This window comes from Pseudomonas sp. TNT3, assembly GCF_010095445.2.
GTDB lineage: Bacteria > Pseudomonadota > Gammaproteobacteria > Pseudomonadales > Pseudomonadaceae > Aquipseudomonas.
In genome coordinates, this window is record NZ_WFGV02000052.1 from 15,187 (window position 1) to 35,804 (window position 20,618).

Consider the following 20,618-nt stretch of genomic DNA (forward strand, 5'->3'; position numbering starts at 1 on the left):
ACGAAAACCTCAAACTGAATAATTGAACGATCAGATCCCGCTTTTTACCGTGCTCCAGACCCGCGTCATGGCGCGCATGGCTTTGGCGTCCTGGGTCTTCTGTGGAAACAGGCGCTCACGGGTGGCGTCATCGGGATAAATCGCCAGGTTGTTGCGCACTTCGGCATTCACCAGGGGCGTGGCGGCCGCGTTGCTGTTGGCGTAATGGATGTAATCGGTGACGTCGGCGATCACTTGCGGCTGCATCAAGTAGTCGAGGAACTTGTGGGCGTTGGCGACATGCGGGGCATCCGCCGGGATGTACATGTTGTCAAACCAGATCAGCGAACCTTCCTTGGGAATGAAATAGGACAGCTTGATGTTGAGCTTGGCTTCTTCGGCGCGGGCCATGGCTGTGGCGTAGTCGCCGGACCAGGTCATGGCCATGCACACATCGCCATTGGGTAGGCTGGTCAAGTAATTCACCGAGTCGAACTTGCGGATGTAGGGGCGTACTGACAACAGCAGTTCCTGCGCGGCTTTCAGGTCTGCCGGCGCGGCGCTTCGCGGGTCTCGTCCCAGGTACTTCAGGGCCAACGGAATGACCTCGGTGGGCGCATCGACCAGAGTCACGCCGCAATCGGCGAAACGCGAGACGATCTTCGGATCGAAGATCATCGCCAGCGAACCGATCGGCGCATCCGGCATGCGTTCTTTGATCTTGTCGACGTTATAAGTGATGCCGTTACTGCCCCAGGTATAAGGCGCGGAGTACTGCGTGCCGGCATCGAAACCCTGCAAGTCCTGCAAGACTTTCGGATCGAGGTTGGCCCAGCTCGGCAGCAGGTTTTTATCCAGCGGCTGGAAGACCTTGGCCGTGATCAAGGGGGGCGCGAGGGACGCATTCAGCACCACCAGGTCATACCCGGAATGACCGGTGAGCAACTTTGCCTGGACCGTTTCGTAGGCATCGAAGGTGTCGTAGATCACTCGGATGCCGGTGGCTTTTTCGAAATTCGAAATGGTTTTCTCGCCAATGTAATCCGCCCAGTTGTACAGCCGCAGGGTATTGGCTTCATTGACGTCGGCGCCGTGGACGCTGAGTGACAAAGGAACGAGGAACACACTGAAAATCAACTTGAATGCCTTACGCATAGCAAATTCACCTTACCAGGCAGGTTCCGTTCTGAATGACCGGATGAGTCCACTATCGAGCGATTCAGCGCACCGCACCATACCCCGAATGGGTGTGTGGACCGGATCGCGGCGATGCAACATGGCAAAAAGAAGCAGATTCGTTGAACGGTTTTGTCATAGATCCGGCACAGCCCCACGCTTAGAGTGACCGATGCACCGATCAACCAGAGCCGCTCATGAACGATCTGATCAAACAGGAACACAGTGCCGGCGTACTGACGCTCACTTTTGACCGCCTCGACAAGCTGAACGCGCTGAACAATGCGATGTACACGCAACTGGCCGACTGCTTGTTGGCCGCGGATGAAGACGAGAGTGTCGGCGCCATCATTCTTACCGGTGGTGCGACGTGTTTTACCGCCGGGAATGACCTGGCGGATTTCCTGCAGCATCCCCCAACTCATCTCGACAGCCCGGCTTTCCGCCTGATGAAAGTTGTCACGCACCTGCAAACGCCATTGATCGCGGCGGTGTGCGGGGCGGCGATCGGTATCGGCACCACCCTGCTGCTGCATTGCGATCAGGTGCTGGTCAGCCGCAATGCCCGGCTGCGTGTGCCGTTCGTCAACCTGGGCCTGTGCCCTGAGTTCGGTGCGAGCTTGCTGCTACCACGTCAACTCGGCCATGCCCGCGCTGCGCGCTTGCTCCTGCTGGGAGAAACCCTCGACGGTGCCAGTGCCGTCGCGTGGGGCCTGGCCAACGAACTGTTCGACGATGGCCCGCAGTGCCTCGCTGCCGCACAGCAAATGGCCCAGCGTCTGCTCGCCTTGCCACAAGGTGCCTTGCGCCAGACCCGGCAATTGCTCAAGCAAGCGTCGATGGCCGAACTGCAAGCCACGATTCGCCAGGAAAACCTGATGTTCATCGAGCGCCTGAACACTCAGGAAGCGCAAACGGCGCTGAACGCCCTCCTCAATCGCAGTACCGAAAAGAACCCGTCTAAAGGAACACCGTCATGAACACCCCAGAAGTTTTTGTAGTCAGCGCCGCTCGTACCGCCATCGGCACCTTTGGTGGCGCCCTCAAGGACGTCCCGCCGGCCGATCTGGCAACCACCGCGGTCAAGGCGGCGCTGGAACGCTCTGGCGTGGACCCGGCGCAAGTCGGCCACCTGGTGATGGGCAGCGTGATCCCCACCGAAACCCGTGACGCCTACATTTCCCGGGTTGCCGCGATGAACGCCGGCATCCCGAAAGAGACACCGGCCTACAACGTCAACCGCCTGTGCGGTTCCGGCCTGCAAGCCATCATCAGTGCGGCCCAGACCCTATTGCTCGGCGACGCCGACATCGCCATTGGCGCCGGCGCCGAGTCCATGAGCCGCGGACCGTACCTGCTGCCATCCGCCCGCTGGGGCTCACGCATGGGCAACGTCCAGGCAATCGACTACATGCTGGGCATCCTGCATGACCCGTTCCACGGCATTCACATGGGCATCACCGCCGAGAACGTGGCCGCACGCAACGGCATCACCCGCGAAATGCAGGACGCCCTCGCCTTTGAAGATCAGAAGCGCGCGGCGTTTGCCATCGCCAACGGGTACTTCAGTGAGCAAATCGCCGCCGTGGAAATCCAGACGCGCAAGGAAACGACGTTGTTCAACGTCGATGAACACCCTCGCGTCACTTCCATGGAACAGCTGGCGCAAATGAAACCGGCGTTCAAGAAGGACGGTTCGGTGACGGCGGGTAATGCTTCCGGTCTGAACGACGGTGCCGCCGCACTGGTCATGGCCACGGGCGATGCGGTCAAGCGCGGCAATTTGCGCCCCCTGGCCCGACTGGTCAGCTATGCCCACGCCGGTGTAGAGCCAGAACTGATGGGCCTGGGCCCCATCCCCGCCACACGCCTGGCCCTCAAACGCGCCGGACTGACCGTGCAGGATATGGATGTCGTTGAAGCCAACATCGCCTTTGCGGCCCAAGCGTGCGCAGTGAGCCAGGAGCTGGACCTGGACCCGGCCAAGGTCAACCCGAACGGCTCGGGCATTGCCCTGGGTCACCCGGTGGGCGCGACCGGCGCGATCATTGCAACCAAGGCGATTCATGAACTGCACCGTACCAACGGGCGGTATGCGTTGGTGACGATGTGCATTGGTGGCGGTCAGGGGATTGCGGCGATTTTTGAGCGGGTTTGATGGTTGGCCGGGCACGGGATCAAGGTAACCACTCGATTGATTCCGTGCCTGGCACCGTTATATGTGCCGCCGATTACCTGTCACAGCTGGCGGAACTTGTGGTGAGGGGATTTATCCCCGCTGGGTTACGCAGCGACCCCAAAATCTTTACGACTGCTACGCAGCCGAACGGGGATAAATCCCCTCACCACAAGTTTCGTCAGCTGCTACAGATTGTTTGATGGCCTGACTGCCTCAAATTTCCCCGAAAGCCACTTTTCTTTCCAAGATCAAACCCGCCCCTGCAATCGTCGCCCGACGACATCCATCAAATCACAGCCGTCGCGAAGCGAAGTCACCAACACCCGCGCCAGTTCACTGTGAACACCCTCGCCAAACGCAAAACTCTCAAGAAGCTGCGTTGCCGTACGAATGCGATAAGCCGCCGTTTCATGCAACACCTCAATCGGTGCCTCGGTGTCGATCAGTAAAGATGGAACGCTGCAGTCGATACCGGTGACAGGCATGTATCGATCCATGACGTAGAACCTCCAATGGTTAAAAGAACACACCGCCTCAACGTTGACGATTGGACGACACGTCTGCCGATTCCCGAGGCACTTCCAGATTGTCCAGCGCCCGATTGACCAGCAGTTCGCTCAGCGCAGCCAGTTGTTGGATGGCCAGAATCACCTGTCGGCGCGGGCCTTCCAGTTCGCGGGCCAGGTCGGCGGACATCACGCTGAGAGAGGACAAGGTTTCAGAGGCGTGACACAGCATGGCTTCGATGTCGACATCGGGCACCACCGCGAAGAAACAGTTGGAGGTTTCGGGAGTGACTTGATGGCGTAGGGGAATGTTGATGCGACGTTCTGAGGGTTTGGGGCGTGTGGGTGAAACGGGGGCGGATTGAATGTCTGACGCTGGGGTTGTGGTGGGGGTGGGTTTTTTCATTTCGGAGCTCCTTGCAAATTGAGAATCGCCAGTTAGTTGCTTTCAATTGAATGGATTGATGGCTGTACGTGGCGGACCGGTAGATTTATTACCAGAAAATTCATTTTTATTAATCAATTAAATGAACATCTGTGTAATTAAATGATTCTCGCCCGAGCAATCATTAGACCATTCATTCCTTACTACGAATACATCTCCCCCGGTAAATTCTCACGCACTTCCAATTTACTGTAAGACGTTTCCTTAAACAAAGTAGGCAGCGTCTTACACTCGCATGCGGTACTCATTCGAGACATAAAAGGCCATTCCATGGTCATACGATCTCTTAAGAAAATTATCTTTTTCGTTCAGGTACCAAGTGTGTAGGATGCCGCAACCAAAGAGAACCACCCGCGTACGTGTGGTTTGTCGCAACAACAAGGCCGTGGTAAATATCGAATGCACAAGAAAGAAAAAACAGAAAAACTAAAAAGCAATATCAAGTACCTGATTAAGAGTCGCGGAGAGACTCGATTGTCCTTGTGCAATGCAAGTGGACTGACCAGAACAACCATCTACAACATTTTGGAAGGACGGGTCGTAAATGTACAACAATCGACCATTCGAAAAATATCCGATTTTTTTGGTGTTTCTTATAAAGAGATAGAAACAGTTGATTTTGAAGAAAAAGAAATAATAGAAAGTAGCGCCACACCTGACGGAAATATGAATCCGGCAGCGGTGCCTGTGATTCGAGAAAGGTTTCTGATTCAAAGTCTTGATAAGCGGATAGGTGAGTTGGCGATTTCTCATCCGCTGACGTATTACTTCGGCACGGCTTGTAATTTGATAGGAGTGCTTCTTGAGAATGATATTTGTGGAGTGAATGAGGCTGGTGATCTTTTAATAGTGAAGAAAGGATTATCGAATGGCGACGGAGACAAACTGGTGTACGACACAATCACAAAAAAACTGGCCATCACCACCAACGATCCTGACAAGGACAGCATCACTACTATCGGAGTTGTAATTGAGGAAAGATTCTATGGAAAACAATAATAAATCTGAGAACAGCAAATATAAATTACTAGGATTTGAGAAAAAAAATAATCTGGTTGTGATTATGGTTATCTCTACTGGGAAAATAGTAAAAATAAAGACTGCTGAGGTTTTGAAAAGCGAAATTTTTGACAATTTAAATAAGGCGGAAATTAAGGAGATATACCGAAAATACTATTCAGGGGGTACTGCCTCTACCACCACCTACGAAATGAATGATCGTCATGAAAGATCGTGGATGATTTATGTCGCATTGAACGTGCTCCTGCTTTCACTATACATCTTCACCAATATCGCAGCGACTAAACTTGTTTATCTGAAATGGTTTGACCTGGTTATTCCTCCCGCCGTATTTCTATACCCACTAACATTCTTAGTCGTTGACCTGCTAAACGAAACCTATGGGCTGAGGTTAGCGAGAAAAGCCCTGCTCTTTGCATTTTCGAGTAACGCTCTAATCGTTTTACTCTTGAACGGAGTGGTATACCTCCCTGGGCTACCCGGATGGAAACTTGATTTGCCATATACTGAAGTCGTTACACACGTATCATCAGTGCTAATAGCATCATCAATATCATTTCTTTTTTCAGAATATATAAATTCATATCTACTTTGCAAAATAAAAGAGCTAACAAACTCTAGATTTTTATTTTTACGTGTATTTTTCAGCACGTTTTTCGCAGTAATAGTAGACAGTATCCTTTTTTGTTATATTGCCTTTTACGGATCAATGCAGAATAGTGACATTCTAAATATGGTATACGCTCAAATAGCTATCAAGATGTGCTTCGCTGTGATTAACGTTTTTCCAGCATATGGAGCAAGATCGTTATTTAAACGATACATTGCCGGAGGCAAAACCGCATAAAAAATGGGGAGTTACCTGGCATTACTTAACTCCCCATTAGTCACTTCCTCTATAGCCCTAATTTTAACTTAAGGCTGCTCTCAACGCCGACCCGATCCTTCAAAAACTCACTCAACCCTTTCGCACGCAGCGCACAGGCATCACAATCGGCACACCCACTTCCTTTTATGCCGTTATAGCAAGTCAATGTGTGATAGCTAATCAAATCTATCTGCCCGTAATAATCGGCCAAAGCCCATGTCTCTGCTTTATTCAACCGCATAAGCGGCGTTTCAATTCGTAGCTTATAGTCCATCCCCAAGTGAAGGGCACTGTTCAAAACCTTGACGAACTCGTCACCACAATCCGGATAACCAGAGCTCTCAGCCTCGCTAATACCTGTAATGACGGTGTCAGCACCCACTTGATAGGCATAAATGGAAGCCAGGGTTAAAAACAGAATATTCCGCCCTGGGACAAACGTGTCAGGCACTCCGTTATCCGTACTTCTAACAATGGGAATGTTGTTACTCGTCAAACTGCTGATGGCCAGTTCGTTTAGCAAGGTTGTGTCCAACACCTTGTGCACCTTCACGCCAAACTGTTTTGACAACTGTTGCGCCACATCGATTTCCGCACGGTGGCGCTGGCCATAATCAAACGTAATACAGTGAATTTCATCGTACTGCGGCAATGCATGGATCAAGCAGGTGGTCGAATCTTGCCCACCGCTGAAAACAATAACGGCCTTTCTGGTCATGGTTCCTTCTTCCTTGGGGTGTCCCGGCAGGCTGCTGGGGGCCGTTGACCCTACCGGGAAGCTCACATTGTGGCTGTGGGAAGTTTCCTAAATGACTGTCGCCTATTTCCGGTTGTAAGCCTGAACCAACAGAAGTTTTGACCGCATGAATGGATATGTACACCAGCAAGACACTCCCCGCCGATAAGGCTTGCTTCCAGTGCTTGATCAGGGTGCATCAGGAAGATGTCGGTCGGCTGTGAGGCCGTCATCGCGAGCAAGCTCGGCTCCCACAGGTGACCGCGTGCGCTTCGAAAGTCAGGTCGGCTGGCAGGCCGCCTCGCTTTGGCTTTTGATCTGCTTTTGATTTTCTTGCCCCCTCGGCAGGCCGAGCGCAGGTTCTGCGCAGTGGGCAACCCGGCATGGATGCCGGGTTAGCCGCCCCCGGCCATGGATGGCCGATGGCGGCGGGCCCACGGAGCGGGACCGGAGTGAGGGTATGCCGAGCTCAAGCGAGGCACCGGACGAAAGGGGCAAGAGCGTTTGGTTACTTTGCGCTTTTCAAAGTGACTCGCCGTAAGGGCGAAACCAATAGAAGCCGTAACCGCAGGAATGGATATGTACACCAGCAAAAAATCCGTCGCCGATCAGACCGCCATCGCGAGCAGGCTCACTCCCACAGTTTGAACCGGGTGCATCAGGGAAATACTCATAGGCTGTCAGACCGCCATCGCCGGCAGGCCAGCTCCCACAGTTTGATCCGGGGGCAACAGGGAAAGATGCGTCGGCTGTCACGCCGCTATCGCGAGCAGGCTCACTCCTACAGTTTGATCCGGGTACATCAGGGAATACTTATTTGGCTGTCAGGGCGACATCGCTGGCAAGCCAGCTCCCACAATTTGATCCTGGTAATTCCGAGCAATTCATCGGTTATGAGACCGCCATCGCGAACACGCTTCGCTCTTCATTTACAGCGCAATGCACGCCTCCCACCCCCACCTGACGACCGGCACCAAAAACCAATTGCCACTAAATATTACATACGTCATATTACATCCGTAATAAATACCGCCCTCCACAGGTAAACCCACCATGACCAGCATGCCCAGCCTTGAACCCGAGCTCGCCGTCCCGGTGAAATCCAGGCCTCCCCTGCTCAAACGCCTGCTCCTGCTGATCGCCCTCATCGCCGCGCTGATATTCGCCGGCCTCTATGCAACCCACTGGTGGAAAGCCGGCCGCTTTATCGAAACCACCGACGACGCCTACATCGGCGGTGACGTAACGGTGATCGGGCCGAAAGTCGCGGGCTATATCGACGACGTGCTGGTCACCGACAACCAGAAGGTCAAGGCCGGCGACGTGCTGATCCGCCTCGACTCCCGCGATTACCGCGCCAACCTGGCCAAAGCCGAAGGCGCGGTCGCCGCCGAAGAAGCGCTGCTCGCCAACCTCGATGCCACCGAACAACTGCAACACGCGGTCATCGGCCAGGCCCGCGCCGGTATCGATGCCGCCAACGCCGAAGCCTCCCGCTCAAGGGATGACAACGTGCGCTACAAACGGCTGGTCGGCAGCAACGCGGTCTCGGTAGAAAGCGCCCAACGCGTGGACGCCACGTTCAAAACCGCGCAAGCCCTCAGTGCCCGGGCCCAAGCGGAATTGTTGGCCGCACAACGTCAGTTGAACGTGATCGAAACCCAGAAACAGCAAGCCCGCGCCGCCTTGATGCAGGCCCGTGCCGAGCGTGATCTCGCGCAATTGAACGTGGGCTACACCGATTTGAAAGCGCCGGTGGACGGCGTCGTCGGCAATCGTCGGGCGCGGGTTGGCGCTTACGCTCAGGCCGGTTCGCAACTGTTGTCGGTGGTGCCGTCGAGCGGGCTGTGGGTAGATGCCAATTTCAAAGAAGACCAGCTCGCGCACATGACGTCGGGTCAGCGCGTGATCATCCATGCGGACGTGCTCTCGGGGCGCGAATTCCATGGGCATCTGGACAGCCTGGCACCGGCCAGTGGTTCGCAGTTCAGCGTGCTGCCACCAGAAAACGCCACCGGTAACTTCACCAAGATCGTGCAACGGGTGCCTGTGCGCATCCTGCTGGATCCCGCGGATGGCGTACTGGGTCACCTGCGTCCCGGCCTGTCGGTCACGGCAGAAGTGGACACTCGCGAGGAGACCAAAACCCCAGCCGTGGCCAGCGCACCATGAGCCGCGCCCTCGCCGCCCCGGCGCAGCCGTTCAATGCCGCCGACATGGCCACGGCGACCAAGGTCTTCGCCTTCGCCAGCATGTGCATCGGCATGTTCATTGCGCTGCTGGATATCCAGATCGTCTCCGCTTCGTTGCGTGACATTGGCGGCGGGCTCTCGGCCGGCACCGACGAAACGGCCTGGGTGCAGACCAGCTATTTGATCGCCGAGATCATCGTGATACCGCTGTCCGGCTGGCTATCCCGAGTGTTCTCGACCCGCTGGTTGTTCTGCGCATCGGCGGTGGGTTTTACCCTGGCCAGTCTGCTGTGCGGCGCCGCGTGGAATATCCAGAGCATGATCGCGTTCCGTGCCCTGCAAGGGTTTCTCGGCGGCTCGATGATCCCTTTGGTGTTCACCACCGCGTTCTTTTTCTTCACCGGCAAACAACGGGTGATCGCGGCGGCGACGATCGGTGCGGTGGCTTCCCTTGCGCCGACTTTGGGGCCGGTGATCGGTGGATTTATCACTGACATTTCATCCTGGCACTGGCTGTTCTATATCAATCTGGTGCCGGGCATTTTCGTCGCCGTGGCCGTGCCGATGCTGGTGAAGATCGACCAGCCGGAACTGTCACTGCTCAAGGGCGCCGACTACCTGAGCATGGTGTTCCTGGCGCTGTTTCTCGGCTGCCTGGAATACACCCTCGAAGAAGGCCCGCGCTGGAACTGGTTCAGCGACAGCACCATCCTCACCACGGCCTGGATCAGCGGCCTGGCCGGCCTGGCGTTCATCGGCCGCACCTTGCACGTGGCCAATCCTATCGTCGATCTGCGCGCCCTCAAGGACCGTAACTTTGCCCTCGGTTGCTTCTTTTCGTTCGTCACCGGCATCGGTCTGTTCGCCACCATCTACCTGACACCGCTGTTCCTCGGCCGAGTGCGTGGTTACGGTGCGCTGGACATTGGTCTGGCGGTTTTCTCCACCGGGGTGTTCCAGATCATGGCGATTCCGCTGTACGCCTTTCTGGCCAACCGCGTCGACTTGCGCTGGATCATGATGACCGGCCTTGGGCTGTTCGCGTTGTCGATGTGGGATTTCAGCCCGATCACCCATGACTGGGGAGGCAAGGAATTGATGCTGCCGCAAGCTCTGCGCGGGATCGCCCAGCAACTGGCCGTACCGCCCGCCGTCACGCTGACCCTCGGTGGACTGGCACCGGCGCGGCTCAAACATGCTTCCGGCTTGTTCAATCTGATGCGAAACCTGGGCGGCGCCATTGGTATTGCCGCTTGCGCGACCATCCTCAACGATCGCACCAACCTGCACTTCACCCGGTTGGCGGAAAATCTCAACAGCACCAACGAAGCGTTGAATCAGTGGCTGTCCCAGGTCGGCAACAACTTCGCCACCCTGGGCCAGAGCGGCGACACCCGTGTGACGGCCAGCCTGCACCAGTTGTGGCTGCTGACCTACCGCGAGGCGCAGACGCAAACCTACGGCGATGCGTTTCTGATGATCATGGTCTGCTTCATCATTGCCACGGCGATGGTGCCCTTGATGCGCAAGGTGCAACCACCGGCCGCGCCGTCAGCGGATGCTCACTGATCAGTCTTGAGGCATTTTGCGGAAGCCGACCGCCAGGCGATTCCAGCTGTTGATGGTGGTGATCGCCACGGTCAGGTCGACCATTTCCTTGGGGCTGAATTCGGCCGCCAGTTGTTCATAGTCTTCGTCCGGTGCGTGGGTCTGGCTCAGCAGGGTCAGGGACTCGGTCCAGGCCAGGGCCGCACGCTCACGGGCGGTGAAGAACGGCGTTTCGCGCCAGGCCGACAAGGTGTACAGACGACGCTCCGCCTCACCGCCCTTGCGGGCATCGGCGCTGTGCATATCAAGACAGAAGGCGCAGCCGTTGATTTGTGAAGTGCGCAGCTTGACCAGTTCGATCAGGTTTTTTTCCAGCGGCAGTTTGGAGACGGCGGTTTCCAGCGCGATCATGGCTTTGAGCGCGTCAGGGGAAGCGGTGTAGAAGTCGATGCGAGGTTTCATGTCAGGCTCCGGGTACAAGTGGGTGTGGAGCTAAAATAATCCCGTCGGTGGCGCTGACAAATAGCCAATATTTCAGAAGTTGGGTAGGCCACTGGGTGGGGGATAGCCACTCAGCATTCTCAATCCAAGGGCTGAGGTGACTTTGCCGGCCCAATCGCGAGCAGGCTCACGCCTACAGTGGACCGAGTACTCTTATGGGAATGCGGTTAGAAAGGTAGGAGTGAGCCTGCTCGCGATTGGGCCGGCAAAGCCAACGCAATCTCCCTACCCCTGGCCACGCCCCCGCAACCATTGCAAAAACCCTTTCTTTGGCACCACCTTCGGCGCTTCCTGGGTCAGGGTTTGTGCTTTGTTCAAACGGAAATCCAGCAATGTCTTCATCGCTTCGCCGATGTCATGCCGTGCGTCCAGGCACGGTTTCAGGTAGTCCTTTTCGATCCGGTACAAACTGCAGGAAGTCTTGGCGCTGAAGTCCGCCGGCAACGCCGTATCCGACAGGATCCCGCCCTCGCCGATCACCTCGCCCGGCCCCATGCGCCCGGACTCGAACTTGACCCCGCCGCGACTCAATTCCACCGACACCACACCGGACTCAATGATGAACAAATGATCGCTGACCTCCCCCGCCGGCAGAATCATTTCGCCGGCGCGGAAGCTTTGCAGGGTCATGTGCTGGCTGAACGTCTCTTTCTCTTCCTGGCGCAGGGTGGAGAAGATGGTCGAGCTGTCCAGCAGCGCCAGTGGCCGTGACAGGCCGGCGGGCGCATTGGATTCGACGTTCGACAACAGACTCACACCGCACGCCTGCAAGTGCCGGTACGCCAGGTCAAACAACTGATTACGCACCATGCGTTTCTGATCCATCGACGCTACGAACCCGCTGATTTCGTACTCCACACCGGTGGCGCTGGAGCCTTTCAAGGCCACACAGGGCGCCGGTTTGATCAACAGATAGCGGCAACCCTGCATCGCCCTCTCCAGTGCATCGATCACTGTTTGCGGCCGCGCGTGGGGGCTCAGTTGCAGGCTGATGGAGACGCCGAAAATGTCGCTCGGTCGGCTGAAGTTGATGATCTTGGCTTTAGCCGCCAGCGAGTTGGGAATCACCGCCATGCTGCCCTGGGCCGTTTGCAGGCGCGTGGCGCGCCAGTCGATGTCGGTGACCCGACCTTCGGTGCCGTCGATGGAGATCCAGTCATCCAGTTGATAGGGTTTGGTCGTATTCAGGACGATCCCGGAGAACACGTCGCTCAAGGTGCTTTGCAACGCCAGGCCGACGATGATCGCCAGCGCGCCGGAGGTCGCCAGCACGCCCTTGACCGGCAGGTCGAGCACGTAAGCCAGGGCGGCAATAATGGCGATGAGGAAGATGACTGCGCCCAACAGGTCTTGCAGCAACCGTCCGGTATGCCCGACCCGCTGCATCATCACCGCGCCAATCAGCACCGTCAGGGTCCGCGCGCCGAACAGCCACCAGCCGATTTGCAAACCGGTCGCGGCCAGGTGCAGCGGCACATCGTCGGCCCACGGCGCCGGTTCCAGCGGGTTCAATCCCTCGTTGAACAGCAGAAAGCTGAACAGCGAAAAAATCACCAGTCGCACCACCAGCTTCCAGTTACTGCCGTTGGCACTGATCAAGCGCCAAAGCCCCAGATCGATGAGGATCAGGACCAGCGCGCAGAGCAACGGATGATCGGCGAGCAATGACGGCATCTAGCGGCTCCAGCAATGTACGGATGGGCACAGTGTAGGAGCAATTGGGAATGTCAGAACAACACAAAACCCTGTGGGAGCGAGCCTGCTCGCGATAGCGGTGTAACAGTCAACATAGCCGTTGAATGTTATCCAGCCATCGCGAGCAGGCTCGCTCCCACAGGGTCACTGCATCAGCCTGAATTACTTGCCTTCAGTCAGCGCGTTGTAGCTGGTGAACAGGTTGCGGTAGTCCGGGATGTGGTTGGAGAACAGAGTACCCAGGCCTTCCACATCGTTGCGCCAGTCGCGATGCAGTTCACAGGCCAGGCCGAACCAGGTCATCAACTGTGCGCCAGAAGACGACATGCGGTCCCAGGCGGATTGACGGGTCAATTCGTTGAACGTGCCGGAGGCATCGGTCACCACGAACACATCGAAACCTTCAGCCAGGGCCGACAGTGCCGGGAAGGCCACGCAGACTTCTGTTACGACGCCCGCGATGATCAGCTGTTTCTTGCCGGTGGCCTTGATGGCCTTGACGAAATCTTCGTTGTCCCAGGCGTTGATCTGGCCAGGACGGGCAATGTACGGCGCATCGGGAAACAGGGCCTTGAGCTCAGGCACCAGCGGGCCGTTCGGGCCGGTTTCGAAGCTGGTGGTCAGGATGGTCGGCAGCTTGAAGTACTTGGCCAGGTCGGCCAGCGCCAGCACGTTGTTCTTGAAACGATCCGGTTCGATGTCGCGCACCAGCGACAGCAGGCCCGCCTGGTGATCTACCAACAGAACGGCGGCGTTATCCTTGTCGAGACGTTTGTAAGAAGTAGTCATGGGGTAATCCTCGCTATTTTATCGATGCCGACCAGGCCGGCGGTAAGGTTTTCGTTTTCTCGTTCAACCGGGGCCTGACAAGCGTAGTTATCCAGGCCCGTCACACAACTGCGTTACTGCAATCCATTCAACCGCTCATCCGGCCAAAACGACCCGACTGGAAGTCGGTGAACGCCTGCTGGATCTCTTGCTCGCTGTTCATCACGAACGGGCCGTGGCCGACGATCGGTTCGTCGATCGGCTCGCCGCTGAGCAGCAACACCACGGCGTCGTTGTTGGCTTCCAGGGTGAGCTGATGGCCATTGCGTTCGAACAACGCCAGTTGCCCTTCGCGGACCAGTTCCAGGCCGTTGACCTGCACCGTGCCACGCAAGACTACGAGCGCAGTGTTACGGCCTTCGTGCAGATCCAGCGTCAACAGCTTGCCGCCGTTGAGTCGCAGGTCCCAGACGTCAATCGGGGTGAACGTACGGGACGGACCGGTGTGACCGTCGAACTCGCCGGCGATCAAGCGCAGGCTGCCGGCGTTGTCCTTGAGCGGGATGCTCGGGATGTCGCTGTCGAGAATCGTCTGGTAACCGGCGTCGGCCATTTTGTCCTTGGCCGGGAGGTTGACCCACAGCTGCACCATTTCCAGGGTGCCGCCGCTTTTGGCGAAGGCTTCAGAGTGAAACTCTTCGTGCAGGATTCCCGAGGCGGCGGTCATCCATTGCACGTCACCCGGACCAATCTTGCCGCCGCTGCCGGTGGAGTCGCGGTGCTCCACTTCGCCCTTGTAAACGATAGTCACTGTTTCGAACCCGCGGTGCGGATGCTCACCAACGCCGCGACGTGCCGTGGTCGGAGTGAATTCAGCGGGACCGGCGTGATCGAGCAGCAGAAACGGGCTGATGTGTTTGCCCAGGTTGTCGTAGGAAAACAACGTACGAACCGGGAAACCATCGCCGACCCAATGGCTGCGTGGACTGGTGTAGATACCAATGATGTTTTTCATGGTGCCTCCGAAAATGGGGTTTGAAGCGATGGACAAAGCTTAAAACCGAACCCTTTGATGCGCTAGACTGCAAAAATCACTCATAGCGTTCTATTTGGAGAACGATGGTGGAAGACCTCAACACCCTCTATTACTTCACCCAGGTGGTCGAACACGGTGGTTTCGCCGCGGCCGGACGCGCACTGGACATGCCCAAATCCAAGCTCAGCCGACGCATTGCCGAGCTGGAGGAACGCCTGGGCGTACGCCTGCTCCATCGCACCAGCCGCCAGTGTTCGCTGACCGAGATCGGCCAGGCCTATTACCAGCGTTGCCTGGCCATGCGGGTCGAAGCGGAAAGCGCCGCGGAACTGATCGAACGCAATCGCTCCGAACCCCAGGGCCTGGTGCGCATCAGCTGCCCGACTGCGCTGCTCAATTCCTGGGTCGGACCGATGCTGAGCCGGTACATGCTCAAGTACCCGCTGGTGGAGTTGTTCATCGAGAGCACCAACCGCCGGGTCGACCTGATTCATGAGGGGTTCGACATCGCCCTGCGTGTGCGTTTTCCGCCGCTGGAAAACACCGACATGGTCATGAAGGTGCTGGCCAACAGCACCCAATGCCTGGTGGGCAGCCCGGCGTTTGTCGAACACCTGTCGACGCCGGCCTCCCCGGCCGACCTCAGCGGTCTGCCCAGCCTGCATTGGGGCGCGGCGCAACGGGAATATCAGTGGGAGCTTTTGGGTGCAGACGGCGCCAGCGCGGTGATCCGCCACTCGCCGCGCATGGTGACCGATGATCTGTTAGCCCTGCGCCACGCGGTGCTTGAGGGGATCGGCATCGCGCATCTGCCAACCGTGGTGGTGCGTGAGGACATCGCCGCCGGCCGATTGGTGGAGTTGGTGCCGGGATGGGCGCCGAAATGCGGGATCGTCCATGCGATCTTCCCCTCACGTCGCGGACTGTTGCCCTCGGTGCGAGCGTTGATCGACTTTTTGGGCGAGGAATTCAGTCACGCCGACATTGCGTAGATGTTGTTTCGGACTGGGTGGGTAGTTGTTGAAGATCAAAAGATCGCAGCCTCGTTTCACTCGACAGCTCCTACACCGTACCTACGCTGCTCTTTTCACAGCTTTTTTTTGGGATTCATGACTTGCAGTCAACACTGCTTTGTCCCACCAGCGGTTTTTCCCTGGGATGCACACGCGGATACTGATGCCCATACCCACTGCAACCCTGGAGTCATTTGATGTCTATTCCCGCATTCGGTCTTGGTACGTTTCGCCTGCAAGGTCAGGTGGTCATCAACTCGGTGCGCACTGGTCTGGAACTGGGTTATCGGGCAATCGATACTGCGCAAATCTACGAAAATGAAGCCGAAGTCGGCGAGGCCATCGCGGCCAGCGGCATTGCCCGTGAAGAGCTGTTCATTACCAGCAAGATCTGGGTCGCAAACTTTGCCAAAGACCGTCTGATCGACAGCCTCAAAGAGAGCCTGAGCAAACTGCAGACCGACTATCTGGACCTGACTCTGATCCATTGGCCATCGCCTGAAGATCAGGTGCCTGTGGAAGAATTCATGAGCGCTTTGCTGGAAGCCAAACACCTTGGCCTCACCCGACAGATCGGTGTTTCCAACTTCACCGTCGACCTGATGAAACAGGCCATTGCCGCAATCGGTGCCGAACACATCGCCACCAACCAGATCGAACTCCACCCATACCTGCAAAACCGCGCCGTTGCCGGGTTCGCGAAAAGTCAGGGGATCGGGATTACTTCGTACATGACCCTGGCCTACGGGGAAGTGCTCAAGGACCCGGTGATCCAGCAGATCGCCGAACGCCTGCAGGCCACGCCGGCACAAGTCACCCTGGCCTGGGCGATGCAGCTGGGTTACGCGGTCATTCCCTCGTCGACCCAGCGCGCCAACCTGGAAAGCAACCTGCTGGCCTGCAACCTGACCCTGAGCGACGCCGACATGGCCTTGATTGCGGGTCTGGATCGTGGTCACCGGCTGACCAGTCCCAAGGGCATTGCGCCGCAGTGGGACTAAGCGTCAATCCTGCTCAAGGCTAAGCTCCAGTCGCGCCATGGCCTGTTGCAACTGATCGACGGATGCGTCGATCAGTGCCTTGTCGCCCTCGCCGCAGGCTCGTTCAAGACGTTCGCAACACTCCACCAGACTGCCCGCACGGACCATCAACGCCCCGCCCTTGATCCGGTGCGACAGCACTTTCAAGGCGTGATGATCGCCACGGGCATGGGCCTGGAGCAGTTCTGCCCGATCGCTGCGATTGGTCACGGCCACATCGCGCAGCAACTGATCAATCAACTCGCGGTCCGCCCCCACAAACTGTTCCAGTCCACTCAAGTCGATTTCGGTATTGGCGGGCGCGTCGCTGTCGGCAACCGCTGCACTGAACTTCAATGCCAGCCATTGGTTCAAGTCTGCCAACCGAATGGGCTTGAACAGGCAGTCATCCATACCGGCTTCCAGACAACGCGCCTTTTCCTCGGGCTGCGCATTGGCGGTAAACCCCAGGATCAGGGTGGGCTGCAAACCATTGGCACGCTCTTCATCACGTATCGCCCCTGCCAGTTCGTAACCACTGAGCACCGGCATGTTGCAGTCAGTAATCAGCACATCGAATTCGTGTTCACGCCATTGCAGTAATCCTTGTGCGCCATCCTCGGCCACCCGCACGTGATGCCCCAGAAAGCTTAATTGCCGCGAAAGCAGCAAGCGATTGGCCGGGTAATCGTCGACCACCAGAATCGTCAGCGAGCGCACGTTTAACGGGGCAACGTCAGTCACGTGGACCTCACTTGACGACAACGGTGGCAATACCATCAGATCAAGCTGAACGTCGATCTTCGTGCCCTGCCCCAAGGCGCTGTCGAGCTGCAATCGCCCGCCCATCATCTCGCACAAGGTACGGCTGATCACCAGCCCCAACCCGGAACCCTGACGCCCCGACTGCGGGTTATTGCCGGCCTGAACGAACGGACTGAACAGACGCTTCTGATCGAACTCGCTGATGCCAATACCGTTGTCGTTTATCAGCACACTCACCGCCAGATGACTGGCCCGTTTCGGCTCAACCCGCAACGTCAGGCTGACTTCCCCGACCTCTGTGAACTTCACGGCGTTGCTCAGCAGATTGGACAGCACCTGCTTGAAACGCGTGGGATCGATCATCACATCGCAATCGCTTTGTGCATCCAGCTCCACGCGCCAATAGAGATTTTTCTGGCGTGCCAACCCTTCGAAAATCCGGCAGACCGACTCCACCAACTTGCGCAGGTTCGCCCGCTCGGGTGCCAGCGACAGATGCCCGGACTCGATGCGCGCGATGTCCAGGATGTCGCCGATCAGCGCCAGAAGTTGCTGTGCCGAACTGGAAGCCACCTCGATCGCCGAGTGGTCTGGAATGCCCTGCTCAGCCTGCTTGAGCGCCAGTTCGAGCATGCCGATCATAGCGTTCATCGGCGTGCGGATTTCATGGCTCATGGTCGCCAGAAAGGTTGTTTTCGCGCGATTGGCATCGTCGGCGGCGTCCTTGGCTTCCTGCAATTGCTGCAGCAGCACCTGGCGCTGACGAATCTGGCGACGCTGCCAGACGATCCACGCCAGGGCAAGTAACAACAGCGCCCCGGCGGCGGCAAAGGCCCGGAGAATGTCTTGTCGATGCCGCAGCCAATAGCTGGGTTCGACCATCAGGTCGTTGCGCCAGTATTGGGTCATTTCATCGATTTCTTCGGGTGAAATACTCAGCAGTGCCTTGTCGAGTATCGAATGCAGCTCCGGTGAACCCAGACCTGTCGCCAGGGTGCTACGGGCCGGGTCTGTGCCCACGGTGCTGGTGACTTTCAGACGTCCCTGGAACTGGCGGGGAATCATGTAGCGAGCGCCGATCAACGAATTGATGGCTCCCTGCGCCTCGCCCCGGTCGACCATTTCCATGGCTTGTGCCGTCAACGGCGCGGCGATCAGCTTGATCTGCGGGTGATGCTGGCGAAGGTATTGCGCCGTACTGTTGCCTTGGGTCACGGCCAGGGTTTTTCCGGCCATTTCGTCCAGGGTCGAGGGGCTCTGAGGGGCTGCTCGAACGACCAGCACGTTGGGGCTGGTCAGGAAAGGCCGGGTGAACAGCAGATCGGCTTCGCGCTCAGTGCTGGGGCTCATGCCCGCAATCAGGTCGACCTGGCCGGACTTGATCTGGTCGATCATTTCGACCACCGACTTCAAGGGCTTGACGTCGAACTTGAGCCCGGTGCGCACACTGATTTTTGCGAGTACATCCGCACTGATACCCCGGAACGTTCCTTCGCCGTCGATGAAGGAAATCGGCATGATGTTTTCGTTGATCGCTACGTTCAAGCGCGGATGTTCATCGAGCCAGCGCTGTTCCGCCACGCTGAAATTGAGCGGTAGATTTCCCGCAATGCTCGGTCCGCCAGCGCCCCAGCGACGCAGGATATTCAAGCGCTCATCAATCGGAATCACCGCCAGCGCCCGATTGACGATGCGCTGTAATTGCCCGTTATCGCTGCTCATCGCAAACGCAAAACGACCGGACTCCATCCGCGAAAAATCCGCCAGTTGTACATTGTTGATGTAGTTTTTGCTGATCAGATAATGGGTACTGATGGCATCGCCCAGATACACATCTGCCTGACGAAACGCCACGGCCCCCACGCCTCCCAACGTTGAAGGGAATAACTCGACCCGCGCTTGTGGATAGAAAGCCTCTACTTCCTGCCGTGGCAAATAGTGATAGAGCATCGCCAGCCGTTTGCCGGCCAGCTCAGGGTCCAGCGGCTGCGACGAACCGGCCTGCGTCACCAGTACCGGTTGATCGACGGCATAGGCACTGGACATCAGTAACTGCGGGTCCTGGGCTTCAAAACGATTGGATGTTCCCAGCAAGTCCGCCGTGCCTTGCTTGATGGCGGCCAGCGCTTCTTCGCGGGAAGGGTAACGTTGAACCTCAATCTCCACGTTTAACAGTTGCTTGAGCAACCCGGCATAGTCTGCCGTCAGGCCCTCGAATGCCGTACCGGTGGTGGTGATATCGAAAGGCGGGTAATCCGGCGCCGAAACGGCGAGCACCAGACGGCCTTTTTTTCCCAGCCATTGAGCATCTCTTGCCAACAGCATCGCACTATAGCCAGCGACGCTTGATCGGCACAGCAAGGTCAGTGCTTGTGGCTGCGCCTGGGCGACCGTGATCCAGAGGCACTGGCTCAGCAGCAGTAACGCGGTCAGGCAGCGGCTCAGGAAGGTCTTCATTCAGATCAGATGATTGCGCTGGGCGAAATCCCTCAGGTGGACCAGCGAATCCACATTGAGTTTTTCAATCAAACGCGTTTTGTAGGTGCTGACGGTCTTGTGGCTCAGGTGCATTGCCTCGGCAATCGCCTTGTTGGTGGTCCCTTGGGCCAGGTGCAGGAAAATCGTCATCTCACGATCCGAGAGCTGATCGATGCGCTCCTTTTCACTGCGTTGCAACGCGCTCAACGCCACCGTATTGGACGGCAACTGGGCGAAATAGCTGTAGCCGGCCATCACCGCGTGCACGGCTTTGTGCAAATGCTGCAAGTCGTTTGACTTGGCAACGTACGCCGAAGCACCGGCGTGAATACAGCGGTCCTGAAAAAACGTCGGTTCCTGGGACGTAAAGACCAGCACCCGGCATCGCTCCGCACCGTCATGGATGCGCCGCAGTACTTCCAGACCATCGAGCGAAGGCATTGAAAGATCTAGAACCACCAGCTCCGGTTGGTGTTCACGGATCATCGGCATGACTTCGTTACCGCTGCTTGCCTCGTGGATGCTTTGAAAGCCCTCCTGGCGAAGCACAAGTTTGACTGCGGCGCGAACCACCGGATGATCGTCCACAATCAGCACTGACTTCATGGCGTCTCCCTGTAATAAATGACGATATGCAATGAATGTCCACGAAGCAGGTCCCGGATCAACGCAACAGCTGCGCGAAAATTCTGGC

General features: G+C 57.2%; 18 protein-coding genes. 8 read left to right on the forward strand and 10 right to left on the reverse strand.

Translation table 11 applies throughout. The annotated features are described in order from the left end of the window. Positions 1 to 30: 30 nt before the first annotated feature. Positions 31 to 1,134 (reverse strand): polyamine ABC transporter substrate-binding protein, encoded by a 1,104-nt coding sequence (locus GBC55_RS24035; RefSeq protein WP_162440392.1) that lies wholly within the window; start codon positions 1,132 to 1,134, stop codon positions 31 to 33. Positions 1,135 to 1,352: 218 nt separating this feature from the next. Here GBC55_RS24035 and GBC55_RS24040 point away from each other — a divergent pair, with 218 nt between their 5' ends. Both GBC55_RS24040 and GBC55_RS24045 read left to right on the forward strand, forming a co-directional pair. Next, the gene (locus GBC55_RS24040) at positions 1,353 to 2,135 is read left to right on the forward strand and encodes an enoyl-CoA hydratase (RefSeq protein ID WP_162440393.1); all 783 of its coding nucleotides are present in this window, start codon (positions 1,353 to 1,355) and stop codon (positions 2,133 to 2,135) included. After that, positions 2,132 to 3,313, forward strand: a complete 1,182-nt coding sequence (locus GBC55_RS24045; RefSeq protein ID WP_162440394.1) for an acetyl-CoA C-acyltransferase family protein — start codon at positions 2,132 to 2,134, stop codon at positions 3,311 to 3,313. Before GBC55_RS24040 ends, GBC55_RS24045 begins: the two co-directional genes overlap by 4 nt. A 269-nt stretch (positions 3,314 to 3,582) precedes the next feature. Here GBC55_RS24045 and GBC55_RS24050 read toward each other — a convergent pair whose 3' ends face one another. Both GBC55_RS24050 and GBC55_RS24055 read right to left on the reverse strand, forming a co-directional pair. Next, entirely contained in the window at positions 3,583 to 3,831 is a 249-nt protein-coding gene (locus tag GBC55_RS24050; protein ID WP_162440395.1) for a hypothetical protein, read from the reverse strand. 37 nt (positions 3,832 to 3,868) lie between these two features. Further along, positions 3,869 to 4,246: a DUF6124 family protein gene (locus GBC55_RS24055; RefSeq protein WP_178114341.1), complete on the reverse strand. Its 378-nt coding sequence runs from the start codon at positions 4,244 to 4,246 to the stop codon at positions 3,869 to 3,871. Positions 4,247 to 4,684: 438 nt separating this feature from the next. Here GBC55_RS24055 and GBC55_RS24060 point away from each other — a divergent pair, with 438 nt between their 5' ends. Continuing rightward, positions 4,685 to 5,284 carry a helix-turn-helix transcriptional regulator gene (locus GBC55_RS24060; protein WP_162440396.1) on the forward strand — a complete coding sequence of 200 codons (600 nt, stop codon included), beginning with the start codon at positions 4,685 to 4,687 and terminating at the stop codon, positions 5,282 to 5,284. After that, positions 5,271 to 6,152: a queuosine precursor transporter gene (locus GBC55_RS24065; RefSeq protein WP_162440397.1), complete on the forward strand. Its 882-nt coding sequence runs from the start codon at positions 5,271 to 5,273 to the stop codon at positions 6,150 to 6,152. Before GBC55_RS24060 ends, GBC55_RS24065 begins: the two co-directional genes overlap by 14 nt. 49 nt (positions 6,153 to 6,201) lie before the next feature. Here GBC55_RS24065 and queC read toward each other — a convergent pair whose 3' ends face one another. Next, entirely contained in the window at positions 6,202 to 6,891 is a 690-nt protein-coding gene (queC, locus tag GBC55_RS24070) for a 7-cyano-7-deazaguanine synthase QueC (protein WP_162440398.1), read from the reverse strand. Between the two features lie 1,071 nt (positions 6,892 to 7,962). Between queC and GBC55_RS24075 the strand changes: the two genes are divergently transcribed. Beyond that, a complete protein-coding gene (locus GBC55_RS24075; RefSeq protein ID WP_162440399.1) occupies positions 7,963 to 9,081 on the forward strand; it encodes an HlyD family secretion protein in 1,119 nt (372 codons plus the stop codon). Then, the gene (locus GBC55_RS24080; RefSeq protein WP_162440400.1) at positions 9,078 to 10,670 is read left to right on the forward strand and encodes a DHA2 family efflux MFS transporter permease subunit; all 1,593 of its coding nucleotides are present in this window, start codon (positions 9,078 to 9,080) and stop codon (positions 10,668 to 10,670) included. The genes GBC55_RS24075 and GBC55_RS24080 overlap by 4 nt, the downstream gene beginning before the upstream one ends. Here GBC55_RS24080 and GBC55_RS24085 read toward each other — a convergent pair whose 3' ends face one another. The 4 genes from GBC55_RS24085 to GBC55_RS24100 form a co-directional block, all read right to left on the reverse strand. Beyond that, positions 10,671 to 11,111, reverse strand: coding sequence for a carboxymuconolactone decarboxylase family protein (locus tag GBC55_RS24085; protein ID WP_162440401.1), 441 nt, complete (start codon positions 11,109 to 11,111; stop codon positions 10,671 to 10,673). It abuts the gene before it with no gap. A gap of 264 nt (positions 11,112 to 11,375) precedes the next feature. Beyond that, complete coding sequence (locus tag GBC55_RS24090; RefSeq protein ID WP_162440402.1) at positions 11,376 to 12,824, reverse strand: mechanosensitive ion channel domain-containing protein; 1,449 nt, start codon at positions 12,822 to 12,824, stop codon at positions 11,376 to 11,378. A 183-nt stretch (positions 12,825 to 13,007) separates the two neighbouring features. Further along, positions 13,008 to 13,634 (reverse strand): isochorismate family cysteine hydrolase YcaC, encoded by a 627-nt coding sequence (ycaC, locus tag GBC55_RS24095; RefSeq protein ID WP_162440403.1) that lies wholly within the window; start codon positions 13,632 to 13,634, stop codon positions 13,008 to 13,010. Between the two features lie 127 nt (positions 13,635 to 13,761). Continuing rightward, positions 13,762 to 14,628, reverse strand: a complete 867-nt coding sequence (locus tag GBC55_RS24100) for a pirin family protein (protein ID WP_162440404.1) — start codon at positions 14,626 to 14,628, stop codon at positions 13,762 to 13,764. A 104-nt stretch (positions 14,629 to 14,732) separates the two neighbouring features. Between GBC55_RS24100 and GBC55_RS24105 the strand changes: the two genes are divergently transcribed. Continuing rightward, entirely contained in the window at positions 14,733 to 15,641 is a 909-nt protein-coding gene (locus GBC55_RS24105; protein ID WP_162440405.1) for a LysR family transcriptional regulator, read from the forward strand. Positions 15,642 to 15,859: 218 nt separating this feature from the next. After that, complete coding sequence (dkgB, locus tag GBC55_RS24110) at positions 15,860 to 16,663, forward strand: 2,5-didehydrogluconate reductase DkgB (protein WP_162440406.1); 804 nt, start codon at positions 15,860 to 15,862, stop codon at positions 16,661 to 16,663. A gap of 3 nt (positions 16,664 to 16,666) precedes the next feature. Here dkgB and GBC55_RS24115 read toward each other — a convergent pair whose 3' ends face one another. Both GBC55_RS24115 and GBC55_RS24120 read right to left on the reverse strand, forming a co-directional pair. Continuing rightward, positions 16,667 to 19,903 carry a transporter substrate-binding domain-containing protein gene (locus GBC55_RS24115; RefSeq protein ID WP_162440407.1) on the reverse strand — a complete coding sequence of 1,079 codons (3,237 nt, stop codon included), beginning with the start codon at positions 19,901 to 19,903 and terminating at the stop codon, positions 16,667 to 16,669. Then, positions 19,904 to 20,530, reverse strand: a complete 627-nt coding sequence (locus GBC55_RS24120; RefSeq protein WP_162440408.1) for a response regulator transcription factor — start codon at positions 20,528 to 20,530, stop codon at positions 19,904 to 19,906. Positions 20,531 to 20,618 lie beyond the last annotated feature (88 nt).